Raw genomic sequence first — 21404 nt, 5'->3', positions numbered from 1 at the left:
TCTATCCCTCCTTATCTTCTTTTAATAACTGAGCGTATTCCTTATCCAAACGATCCATCCGAATCGCATAAGTTAAAATCAAAATGAAAAAAACCAATATAGACCCTTGTTGAGCAATCCAGAAAGAAAAGGATACTCCAAAAAATTGTATATTCGACAGAGGTTCGGCAAATAGTATAGCACCGCCGTAAGCAACAACTGCCCACACAACTAACAAACCTAATATGAAGCGAATGTTCTTTCGCCAATACCATTTTTGTCTCTCGTCTAACGTTTTCTTCTCTTCCAACTACCTCACCCTTTCACAAAATTATTTGTTAAAGCATCCACAACAGAAAACGCTTACATTTTCAAAAAATAAAATATACTGAATACTCTAACTCTTGCATCCAGTATATTAAAAATATCTTGAATTCAATTTAAAATAATCCTAAATTGTAGTAAGCGAAGTCTAAAATGTAGAATAAGTGGTTTTAAATGTTTTGGAGAACTTCAAAAAAATCTTTTGCTGCTGTACGACTAACCGGAATTTGAGACTTAAGCGAATCTCTAATCACAATATTATAAGCTCCATTAAACCAAGGTGTAATTTCTTCAATCGCATTTAAATTAACTAAATAACTACGATGAGGACGATAAAAAGGATAGGCACTTAACTTCTCCTCTAATTCTTTTAATGTCATCTTCGTTTTAATCACTTCATTCGTTAGAGTATGGATTTTGAGGATACGATCAATTTTTTCAACATAACCGATATCATCAGGATTCAAGACGACCATTTTTTCATCAGTAGAGATGATTAATTTATCGATTCGGTGTTTCGATTTTGAAAGCCGGTCCTGCAAGGCACCCCTCACTCTCTGCATCGTCATATCAAAACGTTCTTGATCGAAAGGTTTCAAAAGGTAATCGATGGCATGAAGTTTAAAAGCTTGTACAGCGTAATGATCATACGCTGTTGTAAACACTATCAACGGTTGTTTAGAAGGGGTTTCTTCGCGAATTATTTCAGCAACTTCTACACCATTAATCCCGGGCATACGAATATCCAAAAACATTACATCAGGTAAATGTTCTTTATAATAAGATAAGAGTTGCTCTCCATTTTCGGCACTTTGGCACAAGACAACATCATGTTCTTGCTCTAAAAGGTAAATCAATTCCTCTCGAGCTAGCCGTTCATCTTCTGCAATTAATACGTTAATACTCATTAAATTCAACTCCTTTCATACTCCATATTTTCGCATTGAATAGGGATGGTAATAGAAACGGAACTTCCCCCACCATCAAGGTTACGACACTTCATCTCGCTCCCCTCATCAAAAATACCTTTTAAACGTTCGTTGACATTGTATAAAGCCGTCCCATTCCCATGACGATCGGTAAAAGGTTGTTGCCCTATCACCGGAAGCAGTTCTTCTGGAAAACCGACTCCATTATCTCTAACTTCAATTGAAATGGCATGGCCTGTTCGACCAACCTTTATTTCAACAATTCCCTTTGCCTGAACTTCTTTCAACCCGTGTTGAATACTATTTTCAACGAGAGGTTGTAAGGTAGCAGAAGGAATCAATACATCCAACACATTTTGATCAATTTCTTTTCTTACCTCCAATTGATCTGGAAAACGAGCCGTCACAATATCCAAATAAGCGTTAACATGTTCAATTTCATCTTTTAAAGGGATGAGCGATTTACTCGCTATGTTAAGGTTGGCACGCATATATTGACTAAAACGCACTAACATACGTCGGGCTTGTTCATGGTCGACACGCATTAGTGAATGTATTAAATTAAACGTGTTAAATAAGAAATGCGGATTGATTTGCGCTTGTAAATTACGTATTTCCGCTTCTTTTAATAATTCTTTCATCCTTTCAGCTTCAAACCCGCTAATTTGATTTGAAATAATCGTTCCTAACCCTCTAGCAAGCTCCACTTCAACAGCACGTATTTGTTGTGAGTGTCGAAAATATATATTAATCAAGCCTATCACTTCTCGCGACCGATAAACTGGAACCATAATAGCTGTTTGTAACGGACAGGATTCATGAAGACATTGAAGTTCACTTTTGTCATACGCGACTTGTAACTCTCCTGTATCTAATGCAATTTGTGATAAGCGCATTTTAATAGATTCCCCAACTTGATGGTGATCCTCACCTTCTCCGACAAAACTGAGAACCTTCCTTTTGTCAGCAATCGCAATCGCCGCTACATCCAGTTCATCATATAATAGTTCTGCCATAGCCTTCGCATTCTTATCTAAGGATGCATCTTTTAAAATAGGCAAAGCTTTTTCTGCAATAGATAACGCCCGGTTCGTTTCTAATGCCGCTTCACGTTCACTCTCATTTAAAGCCGAGCGAATCATCATCGTAATTATAGCTAAGGCGATTGCATTCGTGATCACTAATGGGATTCCGATTTGATTAACAATTTCAACTCCCGTTTGCTGATCTGGGATAAATATCAAAATCAAACCCATGTACAAGACTGGTGGGAACATCCCAATAAATAACGCTTTATTAGGAGCAATTACACGCTCATCAGAGAAAAACTGACCAGTCCACCCCGTGATTAGCCCAGCAAGCGGGTTCATAAGACTATTCGCAAACCATGCTCCACCGCCGATAAATGCCATATAAACTCCCACTATCAACCCTGATCCAAGTCCAACATAGGGGCCGCCAAGTAAGCCAGCGATCATAACAACAACTATACCAAAACCAATCAGTACTTGGTTGTCTCCTACATTTAACAGCCATGATTCAACCATTAAGGTTCCACGATCCATAATGACGCCTGTGTGCGCTCCTAATATCCCCATCACACCAAATACAAGAGCGTGATAAAGGATCGTATCCCATGCCATATCCCGATCCAACAATGAACGGAAACCCGGAATTTGTGTTAACATAAATGCTACTAATAGAAGAATCCCGATTCGTTCAAATAGAATCACTGTAACCTCAATCATGTGGCGGAACCTCCCGTTCTCCAAAATGTACACGAAGCATGTACGTTTTGTCTTCGGTACATTGTTTATGTTTGGATAACCACGTACCGATAATTCCACCTAAAAAACCCGAAGGAATGGATAGAATAGCAGGATTACTTAAAGAGATGAGTCCCAACCCTTCAGAACCCATGCTGATAAACAATAATGACATAAGAAAACCTGTCAAAAGGGTCGAGTAGGCTCCAACATGATTGAAACGTTTCCAATAAAACGTAAGCATCAACAAAGGAAAAATACTTGACGCCGCAATCGCAAAGGTCATCGATACTAAAAATGCTACGTTGACACCTTCCATACCAATCGAAAGAATAATCGAAATCAACCCAATAACGACCGCCACACTTCGAGCAACCGTTAACTGTTGTTTTTCACTCGCTTGTTGGCGTTTCCAAATATGATGATAAATATCATACGCAAAGGCCGAAGTCGCAGCAAACACCAATCCCGTCACAACAGCAATAATAGTAGCAAATGCAACCGCCATGACAAACGCAACTAAAAAGTCACCGCCCACGACTTCCGCTAATAGTAACGCTGCCAAGTTCCCACTCGGATCAGCACCTACTAATCGATCCCAACCAACAATCGCTATCGTTCCTACTCCTAATACGAGTGCCATTAAATAAAACAACCCGATTACCCAAGTCGCTGACATTGCGGAGACGCGAGCTTCTTTTGCATTTTTTACCGTTAAAAACCGAAGCAGTATATGTGGTAAACCTGAAGTACCTAAAATTAAGGATAAAGTGAGGGAAATTTTTTCGATCGAATGTTCAAATAAATGACCTGGGTAAAAGAAAGCTTCACCGTGTGGACTTTGATTTTTTGCTTCAACCATTAACTTTGACCAATCCCAATTGACCCAAGAGATTAAAATAAGAACTACGAGTAATGTTCCACCCATTAATAAGACCGTTTTGATTATTTGGACCCATGATGTAGCGACCATCCCACCAAACACGACGTATAACGTCATTAATATACCAATGACCCACACCGAAGCCGTATAGTCTACTCCTAACAACAAACGAATGAGAAGCCCTGATGCTACGAGTTGTGGAATCATGTATAAAACGGATATTAGAATACCGCTGATCGCCACCATTAAACGAATTCCCCGCCTAGGAAATCGTTCGGTTACGACATCTGCTATCGAATAAGTCCCTAATCGTTGCACAGGTTCAGCGACCCACAACAACAAAATGACATAAGATATGAGAAATCCTGTTGCGTATAAAAAGCCATCATACCCGTAAAAAGCGATTAATCCCGTAATACCTAAAAACGATGCCGCACTTATGTAATCCCCAGCAATCGCCAACCCATTTTGAAAACCACTCAGGCTACCTGACACGACATAAAATTGATGGGTTGTCCGACTACGCTCTGCCGCCCAATGTGTAATAACTAACGTACCAATCAGTATAATAACGAAGAATACTAGATATGTAACATTCATACAATGACGCTCCTAATCTTTGGCTTGTTTGCTCATGGTTACCTTCCGATCGATTGATCTCATGTAATAGGCATAAAACAAACCAATCCCCCACGTTAAAACAAATATTAAAAACACATAAACCCAAGCTAATGGTAAATATAAACTATGATTTTCTGATAAAACACTAACTAATAAAATAGGAAAAAATATATAAAAACTAATTAATAGAATAGAGATCGTTAATAAAACCATGACTTTTTGTTTGATTAGTTTTTGAATTGGAACCCCCTCCTCACAAACCTATAACGTAACGTCATTATAAAGTAGTATTTGTAATTGAGTCAATATTGCAAAAATTTAACTTCCTATATGATATCGACTGGAGAAGGTAGTCTAGAAAGAGGTGCGTTTAACTAATTGATAACCTACTATTTCCTCTGATTCTTCTATGTATCTATCATCATATTTGTCCATCAACAATAATACCCCGAATAACAACGTTGCAATGATTACAAATAATAAGCTTATGGTCACAATGTACAAGATAATTGTCTTCCATTTGATTTGTCCAACCAACTCGATCAGACGTTTCATAACCAACTTCCTTTCGACTGTGTATATTTTCTATGAAACTACCTCAATTTATATATGGTGCAATAAAATAATATTTGAATTTTCCTAATTATACAATATCCCTAACTTTTTCCAAAAGTAGTTGACCATTACTATTGGATGTTCTAACGTAACAAAACTGCTCCTTCTTCAACTATTGAAAAAAACGAATTAAACCGCAAAAAATAAGAAGAATTATCACCGCCATCACTAGTACACTATTTCCTATAAAAGGGGGAGTTACCATGAATAATAAATCTATTGGGTTATATCAAGGAATTGCTTTATACATTGCAGCTATTCTAGGGTCAGGTGTCTTGTTTTTATCGGGTGTGACGGCCTCAATAGCAGGTCCTGCATCCATCATATCTTGGCTTATTGTTGGATTAATCAGCTTTCCGCTTGCTTATTCCTTTGCTAGTTTGGCACGAAAATATCCGGATGCCGGTGGAGCCGCAACCTTTGTTAGGAGTTCTTTTGGATATCACCTTGGCAATATTGTTGGGTGGTTTTACTTCGTCACAGCAGCAGTCGGTCAAACAATTGTATCCTTAACCGGGGCTTTTTACATCAGTCAGGCATTTGGATTTTCTCATGTTGAAACAACTGTCTTTGCCGTCTTTATTTTAGTAATGGCAGGCCTTTCCAATTATTACGGAGTCAATATTAGTGGTAAAGTTGCATTGATTTTAAGTTCTTTATTACTAGTTCTTTTATTGGTAACTATAATGGTGTCACTTCCAAGAGTCCAATGGAGTAATTTTACTCCTTTTATCCCAAATGGCTGGTTTTCTCTCGGAAGTGCTGCGACAGTTATCTTTTGGTCTTTTTTCGGTTGGGAGGCCATTTGTAATTTGGCTTTGCAATTTAAAAGACCAGAAAAAGATCTAGTCAAAGGAACAATTATTAGTGCCGTTGTCATTGGATTATTATTTTTAGTCTTAAGCTTCGTTACTATTGGGACAGCTACTTATGGCAGTCAAGAAAGTAACCTGTCTCCTATTGGTGTTATAATGGGAGATACATTTGGTATAGGTGCAAAAGTCGTCACAGCTACTTTAGCGTTCATTATTTGTACAGGGACATCGAATGCATTTGTAGCCAGTCTAACGCAATTAGGATATTCATTGAGTAGGGATGAAGCTTTTCCAAATCTCTTTTTGAGACTGCATGAAACCACTCAAATCCCAAGACTGATGGTTTTGTTTGTTATTTGTTTTTCGGTTGCAGGTGTTTTAATGACAAATGCTTTTTCATTAACGTTTGACGACATTTTATTTATACCCACTTCACTTGGGATTCTAGTTTATATTCTATCAATGGCAGCAGGCATAAAATTATTTAGGAAATACACAATGGCATGGTGGGCATCACTTGTGTCCTTCATTTTGTGTTTACTCGTGCTTCCTTTTTTTCGGTTATATATTATCGTTCCGTTGATTGTGGCGGTTTTATATGCAATTTATATGTTTTTTAGTAAGAAGTATTTTCTTATAATGGAGGGTTAAAATCTAATGAGGGACCAACATAGTCTGTCTCAAAATGTCATGTGGAAAGCAGCAATTTCATGTAATTCTGCATACGATGGATTATTTTTTTATGCAGTTAAGACAACGGGGATTTTTTGTCGACCTTCTTGTAAGTCTAGGATCCCTAAGCGTGAAAATGTTTCCTTTTACTCAGGTGCATCTGAAGCTCAAAAAGCGGGATATCGTCCCTGTAAGAGATGTCGCCCCGATTTGAAATCAATCATAACTTATGACCCATTCGAATCAGTAATAGAAGATACGATGCAAATCATCGAAAATAATTATGGTCAGAAAATATCTTTGGATGAATTAGCATCCATGGTAGGAGTCAGTCCTTATCATTTAAATAGGATCTTCAAAAATAAAACTGGAAATACTCCGCGTATGTATTTGGAAATGGTTAGGGTTAAAAGAGCAAAAAAGCTTCTTTTAACGACTACCTTAAACTGTACGGAAGTTGGTTATCGAGTCGGTTATCAAAGTATATCCAGTTTTTATCATGCCTTTAAACGAAATACCGGGCTTTCCCCGAGACTATTTCAGGCTCAAAATGTCAAAAATTCGGCTTATTAGGATTGATTGAAACAAAGCTAAAATGAACCTTCTTCCTAAGGTCAAAGTATTGTATTATTACCCTATTCACAATCCTCAACCGGATCCTTCAGGTTGCAATCTATTTCTAGCATGTTAAAATAAGCTCGGTAGACCTCGTAAGAATACAACGCAACTATTATTCGAGTTGAACCATACATAAAATGATCGCATGTTCTACAGGTTCTTGACCTTCAACAACATGCTTTTCTCTTAGTTGCGCTGTTAACACAAAATATATTAGGAGGATTTTAATGAAGTATTTTAACAAATTATTCCCTGTATTATTATTAGGGATGTTATTATTACTTGCTGCTTGCGGTGGAGACGAAGAATCTGGCTCAGAAGATGAAAGCAGCACTCAAGAAAAAGGATCCATCTCTATAGGTATGAACAATTGGGCAGAGAATATAGCCGTATCAAATATGTGGAAAATTATTCTAGAGGAAGAAGGATATGACGTATCTCTAGAACCAGTAGAAAAAGCCATTCTTTATGAAGGATTATCTAATGGAGACTTAGACATCGGTATGGAAATTTGGCTACCGAATACTGACAAGCCTTTCTACGACAAACATAAAGATGAAATTGATTGGCGTGAAACGTGGTATGAAGGAACGGATTTAGCACTTGTTGTCCCTTCATATATGGAAGATGTAAATAGCATTGAGGATTTAAAAGCAAATCAAGAAAAATTCGATTCCAAAATTATAGGGATTGATCCGGGTTCAAGTATTATGGGATTAACGGAAGAAGTTATTTCCGAATATGATCTAGATTATGAATTGATCGGTTCAGCTGAGCCAAGTATGATTGCCGAATTACAAAATAGCATCAAAAATGAAGAACCTATTGTGGTGACACTGTGGAAGCCACACTGGGTGTTCGCAGAAATGGATTTAAAAATTCTTGATGAACCCAAAAATATCTACGGTGATTCTGAAAACATCTCTTACGCAGCACGCCACGGATTAGAAGAAGACCACCCTGAAGTGGTTGAATGGTTTGATAACTTTATGCTAAATGATGAACAGCTTGGAAGCCTAATGGCAGAGCTAAATGAAGCCGAATCAGAAGAAGCTGGAGCTCAAAAATGGATAGACGATAATCGAGAACTAATCAACGAATGGATTGGTAAGACAGAATAATTTATATACCTGATTTCTATTATATAGGAATCAGGTATTTTTTATCTTATTTATTGGATAAGCACCTGTATAAATCATTAAAAGTTCATTTTTCCGATTAGGTAATTTTTTGAAAAAACCTTTTCAATTAACAGGTACTTTCTTACCTATAAATTTATGTTCACATAGAACAAACGACTTATTTTTACAATATATTATCATTTTTATGAATTTTCGATAAAATGTTGTGTTACTATAAATTTCAAGAACAAAATCTTAGAAAATGTCTAACAACCCTAGCTTATTTTTATTCTTAAATTATATGGAGGTGAAAAACCTATAAAAAACTACTTTACTATTACGACTTAGAATATTATCGAAATCTCTCTTTAAATCCCTCATGCTAATCACTACTATTTCAGTTTATTTTCTCCTTTCTCTTACTGTACAATTCATAACTTCAAAAAGATTAATAGAAAGGAATCACTCTTTAAAAGTATAACTCTTAAAATTGGAGGAGAAGCTATGAAACTTGTAAAAATATCAGTTAGTTTGCTCCTAAGTTTACTTCTTATCTTTTCATCGACTATTTCTTTTGCTGAAACACAGAACACCTCAGACCAAGGCACCCCAGGATTAACTGATTTTCCTGATCCGATTGATGATGAGTCTTGGGTTTTACCTAGAGAAATGACCTGGGATGATTACCGACCCATCCCCGGAATTGATTGGAATAATTCTGATCTCATAGATCCTGAATTAGAGATTAAAGGTGCTATCATTCTTGTAGATTTCCCTGACCAAAAGTTTATTTTAAGCCAACCAGAGGGTTCAGACCCAGCTGGTAATCCAGTCGGTGTTGGTGAAATTCCTCGTGATGATCTACCCCAATGGTGGGAGGACTATTTAAACACACCCCAAGAAATAAATAATTACTCGACAATTGATGGATATTGGAAAGAAAATTCATTCGGAAAATGGTCTGTTGACCTCACATCATTTGGCGTCTATGAAATGGACCATTACTACTGGCAATACGGTATGAATGAATTTGGCCAACAAGAAAATATACCAGAAGGATACGACACTTATAGTATTATGGACCACGCAATTGAAGCTGCCCAAGAAGATTTAGATGCTTCAGGTGAAGAATACGATTTTACGTTTATTGTTCACGCTGGTTATGGTGAATCAGATATATGGCAGCAATTTGGTGAAATGATGTTTGATCGTCCAGAAGATATTCCAGATGAATTCGGTCCACCAGCTTACTTAAAAGAACAACACCCAGAGCTAGAAAACTGGGCTAACACACGCTACGTTCCTTGGACTTCTTGGTGGGCAGCTGCGGCACCTTGGCCAAGAGCAAACATTAGAGACGGAATCTCTGTGCAAGGAGAAAGTAGTGGTATGGCTGTTTTTGCTCACGAATTTGGCCATATTATGAATCTATATGATAATTACAATAATCCATATGCTGACCCTGTTTCTAGAACGTACTCTGGACCTTGGGAGTTAATGAGTCGTGGCTCATTTAATGGACCAGGTGGTAACCATACACGTTGGACTATTCCATCTTATGAGGGTGCCTCTTCTCCTTCCCACCACATGCTACGTAACAAAATTAAACAGGGGTATTTAACTGATGATCAATATATTAATGTGGACCGGGATGAACTAGAACATACTGGACCTGTCTTTGCGGATATCCTGACACGTTCTATTCCTTCAGGGGAAGAATTCGGTCGTGAGGGAATCTATGGTCTTAACATTGAAATGGTTGATTACACCCCTCGAAACTATTTAGAAGATGATTACCGTGCGGACATGCAACGTGGAGAACGTTGGTACGACAACTATACTATTGAAGTAGTCGATCGTATAGGTCACGACTCCTTCCAAACAGACGCTGGGGTACTCTTAGCCAAAACAAAAAATAGTGAAGCCTCACCAAATATTTGGGTAATTGATGCTCATCCCGAAGACATTGAAGAAGTCGACTTCGTACGTCCTGATGGAACAGAACAATTGATGTCTCTAGGTGACTACCAGCAGTTATCTAATTCACTATTTAAAGCTGGTACTGCTGAAGGAGTCGTTAATGAATACGTCGATATATATAATCGCCTTCACTTCTACATTCTTGATAAGATCACGGCTGAAGATGGTGCTCTTTCTTATCGTGTAGCTGTTAGACATTTAGATGGTTCAGGACCATATGAACGAGGTATTAGCGTAGAAAAAAGCACAGTGAAGCACGCTGCTCCTGGAAAAATAGCAGAATATAACTTCAGTGTCACAAATACTGGAGAGGAAACAGATATCTTCCGTTTAGATATAGCTACTGAAGCTGATTTAGAGACTAAACTCCTCAATAACTTTGTTGAAGTAGATGCAGGAGAGACAGTGGATGTTCCTGTATATGTAGAACTACCTGATCCAGGAAAGCAATTAAAACCAAGTGAACTTACTTTCACAGCCTCCTCTGAAACTGATGAGGATCAAGTTGATACTGCTTCTGTTCGCGTTGGCCCTGGAAAAGGTAATGGTAGATAATCACAGAGCCACTATTTACTTGGGAGAACGTATGAAATGACGTTCTCCCTCTATTAGTCTATTAAAATTTGATCTAATACAAAGATCGTTCACACTTTTATGATTAGGAGGCACATGTCATGAATAGGAGACTATTAGGTCTTATGCTATGCTTGACTTTAGTATACACCCTTATTACTCCAGGCTTCCCTACTAAAGCAGCTAACATTGATTTACCATTGAATAATTTAGTTTCAGAAACAGATTCTGACGATACTTTTATTGAACTAGAAGACGGGAAAACATCTCCAATTTACCCTATTGAAGACACCATCATAGAACAACTATGGGTAGAAACAGAGATTGATAGTGATGGTACAGGAGAAAATGATCTAGTGTCGATTCAAGTAATGCGACCCGATACTGCTGAAGGAATAAAGGTCCCTACTATACTAGAAGTTAGCCCTTACCGAGCAGGCCTTAGATCACTTACTTTTTTTGATGTCGATCATGAACTTACCCCAGTTCCTCACAACGGCAAAGGGAAAGGCCGTTCATATGACGGTAAACCACTTTCATCAACTCAAAATCTAGGGAGTTTAGGGGACTATTATGTTCCAAGAGGTTATGCAGTTATTTTGGGAGAAAGTATAGGAAGTGGCTTTTCAACTGGTTGTGCGACAACTGGTGATATAAACGAAACTTTAGGAGCAAAAGCAATTGTTGATTGGTTAAATGGTGATGCTAAAGCCTTTAATGAGGAAGGCGAAGAAATTGTTGCTGATTGGTCAACTGGAAACGTTGGTATGACTGGCGCATCATATAACGGCACATTAGCAAATGCTGTAGCTACAACTGGTGTAGAAGGACTCAAAACCATTGTTCCAGTTGTTTCTATTAGCAATTGGTATGATTACTATCGAGCTAATGGAGCTGTCGTAGCACCAGGTGGTTACCAAGGAGAGGACGCTAGCGTTCTAGCAGACGCTGTTATGACAAGAAATGATGCTGATATTTGCGATCCTGTTATTAATGAACTCGTGGAACATCAAGACCGAGTGACGGGAGATTATAATGACTTTTGGGACGAACGTAACTATTTAAACGATGTGGAAAATGTTCAATCTAGTGTACTAGTTGTACATGGTCTGAATGACACGAACGTACGTACAAACCAATTCGCACAATGGTGGGAAGCACTTTCAGAACAAAATATACCAAGAAAGTTGTATTTACATCAAGGAGGACACGGTGCCCCAAATACTTCTGAGTATCAGGAAACTGTTCATCGTTGGTATGACTATTGGTTATATGGTATTGATAATGGCATCATGGATGAACCAGCTTTAGACATACAAAGAGAAGACGGTTCTTGGGATAAAGAAAATGAATGGCCACACCAAGAGGCCAAAACAACGAAACTTTATTTCCAGCTTGGTCAAGAAGGCACAGGTAAATTAAATCCATCACCTGTTCGTAACTTACCTCATGACACACAATCATTAGTTGATGCACCAAACACAAATCCTGCTACACTTGTCTCGAACCCTAATACAACACATGAAAATCGACTTGTGTATAAAACAAATACCTTAGATTCTTCAGTTCGAATAAGTGGTAATGCTGAAGTAAGTATTCGTGCTAACCTAGATCAACCAGTCTCTAATTTGACAGCTTATCTAGTGGATTATAAAGCAGACGGTGATTATACTATAGTCACTCGAGGTTGGATGGATGCTCAAAATATTTTGGGTGCCGATCGCTCCGTTAGTTTAGTACCTGGTAGAAATTATACTTTTCAGTGGGATCTACAGGCACACGACTATGTATTCGATGAAGGTTCATCTATAGGTGTTGTCATCATGGCGAGTGATCGTGACCACACCATACGCCCTTTAACAAAAACAAAACTAACACTCACTCCAACGAAAAGCCATTTAACTTTACCAATAGTTGGTGGTAAGGATGCTTTAGATTAATACTTGAAGCTTTCATAATTTAAGGGACTCTTCATTGAGTCCCTAATTAATTATAAGCAATAGAAATGAAACTTGGTTCTTTCTCTTATTTCCTTTTTATATGAATGATAGTTTCATACTCAGGAGGTTAATTTAGTCCTTTGTTGAATCACCCTAAAGTACTTCTATTTTTTCTGATCCTCATTGACGTTTTGATTGACCGATTCTTGATAGAGATCTGCGTAAGTCTTTGAATCTTCAATCAATGCATCACAGAAGGCTGCAACGTCTGTTCCCGTGACTTCAAGTACACCTTTCCCAGCAGCTACACCTTCTTCAAAGAAGCTGAGAATTTCTGAAAGTAGTCCGACCCCTTCGTTTAGCTCAACAGGACCAACCTTGAAGAGATATTTTTGAATCTCTTTATAGACGATTTGGTAATCTTGTGGAAGCTCTTTGACACGCGCAACATGGGCTCTCCATTCTTTTTTACCTTCGATTATTTTTTTAATACTCATTTCAGCCCTCCTAATTTTCTTTCTACATTCTTGTTAAGTTGCTCACGCCATTTATCTCTATAAGGTTTAGCTCCTTCGTCACCAACAAGCGCTGCACAAAAACCTTTGATATCATCTCCTAGTACTTCTTCGATGCTCTGGTCATCTGCTGAGGTAACTTCAAGCAACTCAAGAGTACTTTCAAGTATTGGCATCAAATTACGACCAGTTAAATCTCCGTGAATCCAAAGATTACTGTAAGATCTTTTACAGTATTGGTCCTTTAAAGTATCTATTTTACGTACGACAATAATTGAACTTTATTTATTTCCATTTTCATAATTAACTTTTATTTGTTCCCACGTTTCATTCCCAAATGTATCCTTCGATTGGATCATGATGATGTTTTCACCATCTTCCAGTTTCACATTTGTACGGAATGAATTATTTTTTACCTTTGTATTCTTTCCATTCACACGCAGAAAATCTAGATTAGCATCTGAGACTTGTCCTCTTATTTCTATCGATTTCTTGTGAGTCGTTTCACCATCTTCTGGTGATTCTATCGTGATGATAGGAGCAACCGAGTCAATATTAACTGTTATAGTCTGAGTAGTTTCATTTCCAGCTTTATCTCTTGCGATGACGGAAACAGTATTTTCACCTTGTTCAAGGGTAAGATCAGCTTCATACTTACCGTCAACAAAGGTTGCTTCTGAATCATTTATCGTAACTTCCTCCAGATTTTCTTCTTCTACTTCAGCCTGGACGGTGACCGATGTTGTATTAAACTGTTCTCCATCTTGCGGTGAGCTAATGGATACATTTGGAGATAAAGTATCTAATATTACCTCCACCTGATTGGATGGTCGTGTGAGATTCTTACCTTGTGTAGCACGTGCTGTAATAACATTTAGTCCTTCGGTTAAAGAAATTTCAGCGCTAAAAATACCATCATCCGTAGATGATACCACAGCTATTTCTGATTCATTATTATATAGATGTATTTCTGTATTCGGCTCGGCCTTCCCTTCAACAGTAATCGTGTCCTCTGCTGTGTACAAATTGTTTACAGGGGAAGTAATATCCGGTACCGCTTCATCATATGCCACCACAGCACGAATCATGTAATTTCCATCTGAAGGTGGAGTCTGCTTCCATTCTCCATCTACATAGGAATAGTTTCTTTCTGAAGGTTCAGAGCTTGTATCCCTATTGATAGCAGGTGTATATGGATAGCCTTCTTTTTGAATATAAGCAAGATAAAAATCATCTTCAACAATAATTTCCTCACCACTTAAATCTATAAAAGTCCAATCTGTATCTGAGCGGATGGCTTCGGCTTCAAAAGGACCGGCAATTTTCTCTCCAGGTAAACCATTCGGTCCAGTTGAGTCGTATACTTCGACTAAAAATTCCGTTCCACCTGGATCCGGACGATCCCCACCATCAAATTTATAATATCCTCCTGTTAAGACTGCTCGATTTTTCCCATCTGCTAGTGACATTTTCACTGCCCAACCATTTCCAGCAGTGTACATATAGTTGAGGGCTTCCGCAGTACCATCGTCATAAGCAATTGTCTCTGATGTACCAACAATTGGCGATAAAGTTATATTTTGAACAAATTCTTCATCGCCTTCGACCGTCACTTCCGACGTATTCGGATAATGCATTGGATCTGATACTTTTAACGTATACGTCCCTTCATAGGCAGTTAAGCTAAAGGAACCATCTGAATTTGTTTCAACTGGTTCGATGTTAGCATCCTCGACTAGATAGACTTTTGCACCTTCAACTGGTTCTCCTGTAAGTTCATCTGTAATGACACCAGTGATGGCTCCTCTTGCTTTCTCTTCAAGAGTGAAATTCGTCGTAACCTCTTCGTCATCTACAATTTCAATCGTTTCCGTTTGGGAATGGTAGCCATAACTTTCTGCAACAACGTTAAATTCCCCAGCAGGATGACGTAAAGTGTAACTTCCATTTTGAGGGTTTGTGACAACTGATCTACCTGTTTCCAATACACTTACTTGTGCTTCAATTGGTAAAAGTGTTAAGCTATTTTCCTCTTCCAATTCAGAATTTATACTAGCAAAATCCGATGTATCAACTGTTGCTGGTTCTGAATTTGTATTCTCGCTTTCCCCTTTACTTGTTGCGCTTAAAGCAACATCGTCTATATACCAACCCGGTTTTTCTGTACTAAAATCTGAATACGTATAAAACGCTATATAAATTCCTTGGCCGGCGTAATCAGAAAGATCAACTTGCGCATCAATCCAAGTTTCGGAGTCTCCTTTAACCATTGAAAGTTCCGTCCAATCTTGCCCATTCGTTGACACCATGACATATCCATAATCATAAGCAGTACCTGTATATTCCGACTGTTCAAAACTATACCATTGATTATATTGTAAGTAAGCTTCCCCATCAGGCAAAACGATTGGTGGCATAACAAGCATCTCTCTCATTCCACTCGAATAATCTCCTGAAAGATTAGTTGCATATACCTTTTCACCAGACGCTGCACCACTAGGACCTGAAGTTGGAGTTCCCCATTCCCAATTAGGATTTTCACCCACTATGGTCCAGTTCGCGGGTTCTGTTTCAAAATCTTCAAAGTATCCAATCGTTAAACTTTCTAATACTGTTACTATATATTCTTCACTCATGACGGTATTCCCAGCATAATCGGTAATAGTCCATTGATAGGTTAGCGTTCCCGATTCAGTTACACCGGCCGGAATAGTAGCAAGGTATTCTCCATCTAAATAATTTCCAGAAATACGTTCAGCAGAAACATGATTCCACTCTCCATCATTCAATTTATACGCTAATTCAACAGATTCAACACTAACATTATCACTTGCTTGAACTGTTAAATCGATTGGTAATCCCTCAGATATTTCTGAAATAGGAGTATGCGTATAAACAGGATCTTCAGTATCTTCACCTTCAATCGTTACATTCCCTTTTATCGTTCCCATTCCTTGTGTCTCAGACAACACAGCATCATAGGCGTTTAAAAGCCCATATCCATAGCCGTTGTTAGGTGTCTCTGGAAAGTCTCGGTCAGTTAGTGGAGTAGCTGTTTCGATTAATATTTGCTCAATTTCATTTACTGTTACATTGGCATTAGCTTGGCGTAGCAAAGCAACTGCCCCAGCTATATGTGGGGCCGCCATTGAGGTCCCACTCTTATCTCCATACTCCCCATTTGGTAAGGTGGAGCGAATATTAACCCCAGGTGCGGTTAATTCAGGCTTAATTTCTCCATATGGAGATGGTCCTTGGAACGAGAAATCAGCTAATTCATTTTCATCATCCACTGCACCCACAGCAAAGGATTCTGGATAATTAGCTGGGCTTGCAATAGTACCAGGTCCATTTGGATCTAATATCGATGCATTTCCTGCCGCAAATACTGGGAATATGCCATATGACCTCCATGTCTGAACAACCTCTAAAAACCACTCATTGATACCTGGTCCACCACTCCATGAATTATTGACGACATCCGGAGCCATATCCACTCTACCCCCAGGTGCCATAATCCACTCTGCAGCTTCTAATATATCAGAATCTGAGCCACTCCCATTTTCATCAAATGCCTTCGCAGCAATCCATTTTGCCCTAGGTGCAACACCAATTTTGTTCGTTCCATCAGGCTCACTTCCAACCATTGTTCCTGTTACATGGGTTCCATGTCCATTATCATCATAACTTTCAGCTTGTCCACTTACCGCGTCAAAAAAGCTATATTGATGATCTACTGTTTCCTTCGCAGCATTATAACCACGATACTTTTCCTTTAAAGCTGGATGATCCCATTGTACTCCTGAATCAATGCTTGCAATAACGGCACCCGCACCATCAATTCCTAACTCCCATGCTTGCGGTGCCAATACCTGATTGACATTCCACTGTACATCATTTCCATCGCTAGAAGGTATTGTTTCATTAGTGTCAGTTACCAAATGCCGTTCTTCATCTAAATAAATTTGTTTGACTTCCTTAAAGGATGCAATCTTTTCAACGACTTCCTTTGCCCCGGTGAATGAAACGGCATTAATTACATGAAAAGATTTGTAATTTTTGACTTTCCCTTTTTGTTTTTCTTGGCCTAGTAGTTCTAGTAAAGGCGCTTGCGTTTGATGTGCGTTTGCCTTTAATTCGGTTAAAATTTCAGAACGCACCATATGTTTTTTGTTTAGACCTAATTCACTTTTCTCACTCGCATGGTTATTTGCCTGCTTCATTATGTTAGTAGCGTCGATTTGATCATTCAAAATAATGATGACTGATAATGTCTCGCTAGTATCCATTTGTTCTTTAACTTTGCTGTCAACTTTGTTTGTCGATGTTTGCTGTAAACTGTTTTGATTGCTATTCTTTGAAGTATCTGCTACGGATACAGGTGGTAAAAAAGTGTTTAAGACTAACATTAGTGTCGAAACAAGAAATAACATACCTCGTAAGCCCTGTTTCACAAAAAATCTCCCCCTGAATCTAAAATTAAATTAGATAGCTTGATTCTATTAAACTATCAAATTAGTAATAGATTACAGGAAACGACATAAAAACCTTGTCATTATTTGACTATTTTCATGAGCAATATGTTCTAATTTTTCGACTCTAGAAATAGATGTTTAATCACAAACATAGTTCAAGCTTAAGTACCTACTGAGCTTACCACACCAATCCTCTGATTTAGAAGTAGATTTCTAGATTGAAATGGAGAATAAACGCAAATTCTTCAACTCCTGGATGCTACGTTTCTTGAAATACTTGGGTTGATTTGTAATAGAGGATGGTTCTAACATTTCTATTTTTACATTTTTCGGATATTTGGATGATCGTGTGGAATGTTGAGTTCCCCATCTATGTCAATATATATTATAATAATGATTATAAAAGTAACTATTAGGATGGAGGAATAAGTGATGGAAGATAAGATTGTTCTAATGATTATAATAGCGTCTTGCATTTTACCGCTAGTTATATTGGGAATCGTTTTTATCAATGGTAAAGGTTCCTCACTAATAGCGGGATTTAATACAATGTCACCAGAAAAAAAGAAAGAATATGACACAATTGCTCTCTGCAAATTCATGGGAAAAATCATGTTTGCCTTAAGTTTTAGTATGGTGTTTTGGGTACTTAGTGTGGCATATGAAATGAACGGATTATTTATCATAGGCCTTGTTTTATTTGTGGGGATCGTTATATTTGCAATCGTAAACGTTAATACAGATAACAGATTCAAGAATAAGAAATTGTCCTAACAAGTCTAAAATATATAACTAACAATAATATGATTATGTTTCCATAATTGAATATCCGAACATCCTTTTTCTTTAGTCATTTCAAAAAAGTTTAAAACGTAATTATAAATATTTTTACATACTCCATTTTTCCTTATTAAAATAAATACACAATTAATGAACAGAAAATACCCTTTACACAAACACTTTTACAGCAAATAAAAAACACCCACAAACGTTGATTAGCAACGCTCATGGATGCTTAAAGTATTTTTCATTTTATTCAATAAAGCTAAAAGTGCCGGTGATCGAGGTTATAAATATCTTATTCAATAATAACCGAATAGATTACTAAACCTAATTGTAATAGAGTTATTAAAAGTAAATAAGTTGCATATTTAAATGTTTCATGATCAGAATTTGCAGAACGCTTCCCAAATGTCCATATAAATATTCCAATTACAGTTAATCCGATTAATATACTAATAAAAACTACTGAAGACATTTAATTACTTCCCTCCTCGCCATCTATTAACAGCAGCCTCTATCGGCATCGTTATATTTGCACTCGTATATAATAATGTACCAAACCAATCAAGGTGGAAAAAGCATTTGATTTTAGACATATAAGGGATTGGTTAAATATTAAAAGATAATATAAAACAATTAAAGTAGAGGTATGTCTCACGGAACATTGGCTTTAATGTGTAGTATAAGAGACAATCATTAATGAGTTAAATCATTTACTAATCTTAATAGTTTAATTTTGCCATTACAGTATAAATTTTTTAATTACTGAATAAATTGACATCAATATAAAACCCGTAAACAAACCACCTATATGTCCAGAAACACTTATGTCTGGTACACTGAAAGTAAATATCATAGCAAAAACCAAAAAGAATATGATGAAATTTTTATCATACGTTGTTAAATGATACTTCCATCTCAAAAGCATGTATAAATAAATTCCTAACAATCCGAACCCTACACCTAAGGAACCAGCTAAAGGATATTGTCCGGTATAAAACAAGACAACAAATATTCCTGGAATTACTATTAAAAATGAATAAATTACAGCATAAATTTTGCTTCCAAAATATTTCTCCAAGGGGCGTGACAGTATTAAAAGAATAGGCATGTTTAATAAAAAATGAATAAAACTCATGTGTCCAAATCCATAGGTAAGTAACCGCCAAACCTCACCATCTCGAATATGATCCTTACTCAAAGCTCCTAATAAAAGCAAATTCTTTTCGTTATATCCATCAAAATAAATGATGCAAATCAATGCAAAAATAGTAGAAATGAGAATTATGGAAATTGTTATAGGATAAATTCTAATAAATGACCTAAAATCTTCAGTTATTGAAAAAATACTAAATCAACACCTTTATATTTAATTATAAAAAGTTAAAACTAATTCGATTATTTAAATACTCCAAAGCAAATTATGTATTTTTAAGAATATTATGGATCTCCCCAATAAAATGTGCTTATAGCTCCCTTTAACGTACAATTTCTGTTACTTATGCCGTTGGCTGCTTGCATTCCATTCGAATGCGCAAGTTAAAGTTGTCTAAATTTGGGCATCCATAACTTCGGCGTTTAATCGTTTTAATTAGATTATTTGTGCCTTCTAAAGGTGCATTAGTTATAGAATATTTAAAGTAATTTAATATTTCTTGTTTCCACTGTAATAAGGTTTTTACAATCTTCTGGATGTGACCTGTACCATCAAATAAGTAGTGTTGACAGTAATTTTCAAAACATTGTTTAGCCAAGTCATATTCTGTATGGTCGTAAAATTCTCTGAAATCTTGTAGGAATTGATAGAGTTTACTTAACTTAGGATTGGCTGATAGCCAATCATTTAAAGTTTCAATTTCGTCTTCTTTTAATTTTTCAGGTTTTGTCATAAGAAGTCTGCGTTGATGACGAATTTTCTTGTGGTTCGTAGCATAATTTTTATCTAATCTACGAGCATATTCTAAAGCTTTCGTGAAGAGTTGAATGACATGGAACTTATCTGCCACAATAGATGTTTCAGGCCAAACCTTCTGGACTGTCTTAGCCATGCCAGGTGCAAGGTCTGTTGAAACAACGTTTGGTGCAGAAAACGGGTATTGCTTAAGAGCCTCCTGGATCTTTTCACGGTCTTTTCCAGGTGAAGTTTGCCAAACATGGCCTGTATTTGCATCCATTAATGCAATGCTATATGAATGTCCTTTTTTATGAGCAAATTCATCCAAACATAAAGCTGATGGAGCATCATAATTTTCAGGATCAGCCATAACATCTTCTGCATATTGATAAAACCAATGAGCTACTGTCGATTCAGGTACCTGCATATCACGTGAAACATCTGCGAATGATTGCTTGATGCACTTCCTTGAAATCATTTGTTTAAAATGTGTCGTAACTGTGCCACGACAAGGTATTTCTGGAAATTGGACTGTCCAAGTGATGCCACAGTCCTCACAACGTTGCCGGTGCACTGGCACCTTAAGGTAAATTGTTTCTTCAGTAGATACCCAGGCGTGTTTCAATACACGATATTTATCACGAGCATGATTGGTACTTCTTTCAAAGCAGTATGGGCATACATAACATTGTTGAGCCTTAGGCTCAACACCTAAGATCCAACCATCAGAGACTGGTTCACCTTCATCATTTAAAACGAAATTTGTTAATTGAAGGATATCTGTAGTAAACTGTTTATACAAAGCAGATCTTCCTTTCTTATGTTGAGTTGTGGTTAACTTTAACGTTAAAGGAAGAATCTGCTTTTTTCAATGTCTGACACATTTCATTGTGGAGAATCA

Annotated in this window: 15 protein-coding genes and 2 pseudogenes; 6 read left to right on the top strand and 11 right to left on the bottom strand. The window is 37.2% G+C overall.

Translation table 11 applies throughout. The features are described from left to right. Position 1 precedes the first annotated feature (1 nt). From BMY57_RS12285 to BMY57_RS12260, 5 genes are all read right to left on the bottom strand, one after another. On the bottom strand, positions 2-289 hold the full coding sequence (locus BMY57_RS12285; protein WP_091774743.1) for a DUF4212 domain-containing protein: 288 nt from the start codon (positions 287-289) through the stop codon (positions 2-4). A gap of 184 nt (positions 290-473) precedes the next feature. Next, positions 474-1211, bottom strand: coding sequence for a LytR/AlgR family response regulator transcription factor (locus BMY57_RS12280; protein WP_091774741.1), 738 nt, complete (start codon positions 1209-1211; stop codon positions 474-476). 5 nt (positions 1212-1216) lie between these two features. Next, positions 1217-2980 carry a LytS/YhcK type 5TM receptor domain-containing protein gene (locus tag BMY57_RS12275; RefSeq protein ID WP_091774739.1) on the bottom strand — a complete coding sequence of 588 codons (1764 nt, stop codon included), beginning with the start codon at positions 2978-2980 and terminating at the stop codon, positions 1217-1219. Further along, positions 2973-4481, bottom strand: a complete 1509-nt coding sequence (locus BMY57_RS12270) for a solute symporter family protein (RefSeq protein ID WP_091774737.1) — start codon at positions 4479-4481, stop codon at positions 2973-2975. The genes BMY57_RS12275 and BMY57_RS12270 overlap by 8 nt, the downstream gene beginning before the upstream one ends. Before the next feature lie 375 nt (positions 4482-4856). Next, positions 4857-5057 carry a hypothetical protein gene (locus BMY57_RS12260; protein WP_091774734.1) on the bottom strand — a complete coding sequence of 67 codons (201 nt, stop codon included), beginning with the start codon at positions 5055-5057 and terminating at the stop codon, positions 4857-4859. Between the two features lie 263 nt (positions 5058-5320). Between BMY57_RS12260 and BMY57_RS12255 the strand changes: the two are divergent. From BMY57_RS12255 to BMY57_RS12235, 5 genes and pseudogenes are all read left to right on the top strand, one after another. Then, positions 5321-6606 (top strand): annotated as a pseudogene (locus tag BMY57_RS12255) (APC family permease). Next, positions 6590-7177: a bifunctional transcriptional activator/DNA repair enzyme AdaA gene (locus BMY57_RS12250; RefSeq protein WP_091774732.1), complete on the top strand. Its 588-nt coding sequence runs from the start codon at positions 6590-6592 to the stop codon at positions 7175-7177. Before BMY57_RS12255 ends, BMY57_RS12250 begins: the two are co-directional and overlap by 17 nt. A 272-nt stretch (positions 7178-7449) precedes the next feature. Then, a complete protein-coding gene (locus BMY57_RS12245; RefSeq protein WP_091774730.1) occupies positions 7450-8343 on the top strand; it encodes a glycine betaine ABC transporter substrate-binding protein in 894 nt (297 codons plus the stop codon). Between the two features lie 504 nt (positions 8344-8847). After that, positions 8848-10878, top strand: a complete 2031-nt coding sequence (locus BMY57_RS12240; protein ID WP_091774729.1) for a M6 family metalloprotease domain-containing protein — start codon at positions 8848-8850, stop codon at positions 10876-10878. 119 nt (positions 10879-10997) lie between these two features. Further along, positions 10998-12836: a Xaa-Pro dipeptidyl-peptidase gene (locus tag BMY57_RS12235; RefSeq protein ID WP_091774727.1), complete on the top strand. Its 1839-nt coding sequence runs from the start codon at positions 10998-11000 to the stop codon at positions 12834-12836. A 164-nt stretch (positions 12837-13000) separates the two neighbouring features. Here BMY57_RS12235 and BMY57_RS12230 read toward each other — a convergent pair whose 3' ends face one another. The 3 genes and pseudogenes from BMY57_RS12230 to BMY57_RS12220 form a co-directional block, all read right to left on the bottom strand. After that, positions 13001-13333 carry a DUF1048 domain-containing protein gene (locus BMY57_RS12230; protein WP_091774725.1) on the bottom strand — a complete coding sequence of 111 codons (333 nt, stop codon included), beginning with the start codon at positions 13331-13333 and terminating at the stop codon, positions 13001-13003. Continuing rightward, positions 13330-13581: pseudogene (locus tag BMY57_RS12225) on the bottom strand (DUF1048 domain-containing protein); the annotation flags it as partial. The gene BMY57_RS12230 and the pseudogene BMY57_RS12225, both read right to left, overlap by 4 nt. A 51-nt stretch (positions 13582-13632) precedes the next feature. Further along, complete coding sequence (locus tag BMY57_RS12220; RefSeq protein ID WP_091774721.1) at positions 13633-17805, bottom strand: S8 family serine peptidase; 4173 nt, start codon at positions 17803-17805, stop codon at positions 13633-13635. A gap of 453 nt (positions 17806-18258) precedes the next feature. On the opposite strand from BMY57_RS12220, the gene BMY57_RS12215 reads away from it, so the two are divergent. Further along, positions 18259-18600, top strand: a complete 342-nt coding sequence (locus BMY57_RS12215) for a DUF3784 domain-containing protein (protein WP_091774719.1) — start codon at positions 18259-18261, stop codon at positions 18598-18600. 304 nt (positions 18601-18904) lie between these two features. Here the strand turns inward: BMY57_RS12215 and BMY57_RS12210 are convergent, their stop codons facing one another. The 3 genes from BMY57_RS12210 to BMY57_RS12200 form a co-directional block, all read right to left on the bottom strand. After that, entirely contained in the window at positions 18905-19084 is a 180-nt protein-coding gene (locus BMY57_RS12210) for a hypothetical protein (protein ID WP_091774717.1), read from the bottom strand. Between the two features lie 267 nt (positions 19085-19351). Then, on the bottom strand, positions 19352-19888 hold the full coding sequence (locus BMY57_RS12205; RefSeq protein WP_501037451.1) for a rhomboid family intramembrane serine protease: 537 nt from the start codon (positions 19886-19888) through the stop codon (positions 19352-19354). A 220-nt stretch (positions 19889-20108) separates the two neighbouring features. Beyond that, positions 20109-21305 (bottom strand): ISL3 family transposase, encoded by a 1197-nt coding sequence (locus BMY57_RS12200; protein WP_091774713.1) that lies wholly within the window; start codon positions 21303-21305, stop codon positions 20109-20111. Positions 21306-21404: the final 99 nt, after the last annotated feature.

Origin of the sequence: Piscibacillus halophilus, from assembly GCF_900110685.1 — a bacterium.
Lineage (GTDB): Bacteria > Bacillota > Bacilli > Bacillales > Alkalibacillaceae > Piscibacillus > Piscibacillus halophilus.
The sequence above is the reverse complement of the archived record's forward strand: the minus strand, read 5'-3'. Positions and strand labels throughout refer to the sequence as shown.

Coding starts and splice junctions, on each gene's coding strand:
- BMY57_RS12230 (WP_091774725.1), bottom strand. CDS start 13,333: ATGAGTATTAAAAAAATAATCGAAGGTAAAAAAGAATGGAGAGCCCAT.
- BMY57_RS12280 (WP_091774741.1), bottom strand. CDS start 1,211: ATGAGTATTAACGTATTAATTGCAGAAGATGAACGGCTAGCTCGAGAG.
- BMY57_RS12240 (WP_091774729.1), top strand. CDS start 8,848: ATGAAACTTGTAAAAATATCAGTTAGTTTGCTCCTAAGTTTACTTCTT.
- BMY57_RS12260 (WP_091774734.1), bottom strand. CDS start 5,057: ATGAAACGTCTGATCGAGTTGGTTGGACAAATCAAATGGAAGACAATT.
- BMY57_RS12215 (WP_091774719.1), top strand. CDS start 18,259: ATGGAAGATAAGATTGTTCTAATGATTATAATAGCGTCTTGCATTTTA.
- BMY57_RS12245 (WP_091774730.1), top strand. CDS start 7,450: ATGAAGTATTTTAACAAATTATTCCCTGTATTATTATTAGGGATGTTA.
- BMY57_RS12250 (WP_091774732.1), top strand. CDS start 6,590: ATGAGGGACCAACATAGTCTGTCTCAAAATGTCATGTGGAAAGCAGCA.
- BMY57_RS12235 (WP_091774727.1), top strand. CDS start 10,998: ATGAATAGGAGACTATTAGGTCTTATGCTATGCTTGACTTTAGTATAC.
- BMY57_RS12270 (WP_091774737.1), bottom strand. CDS start 4,481: ATGAATGTTACATATCTAGTATTCTTCGTTATTATACTGATTGGTACG.
- BMY57_RS12275 (WP_091774739.1), bottom strand. CDS start 2,980: ATGATTGAGGTTACAGTGATTCTATTTGAACGAATCGGGATTCTTCTA.
- BMY57_RS12210 (WP_091774717.1), bottom strand. CDS start 19,084: ATGTCTTCAGTAGTTTTTATTAGTATATTAATCGGATTAACTGTAATT.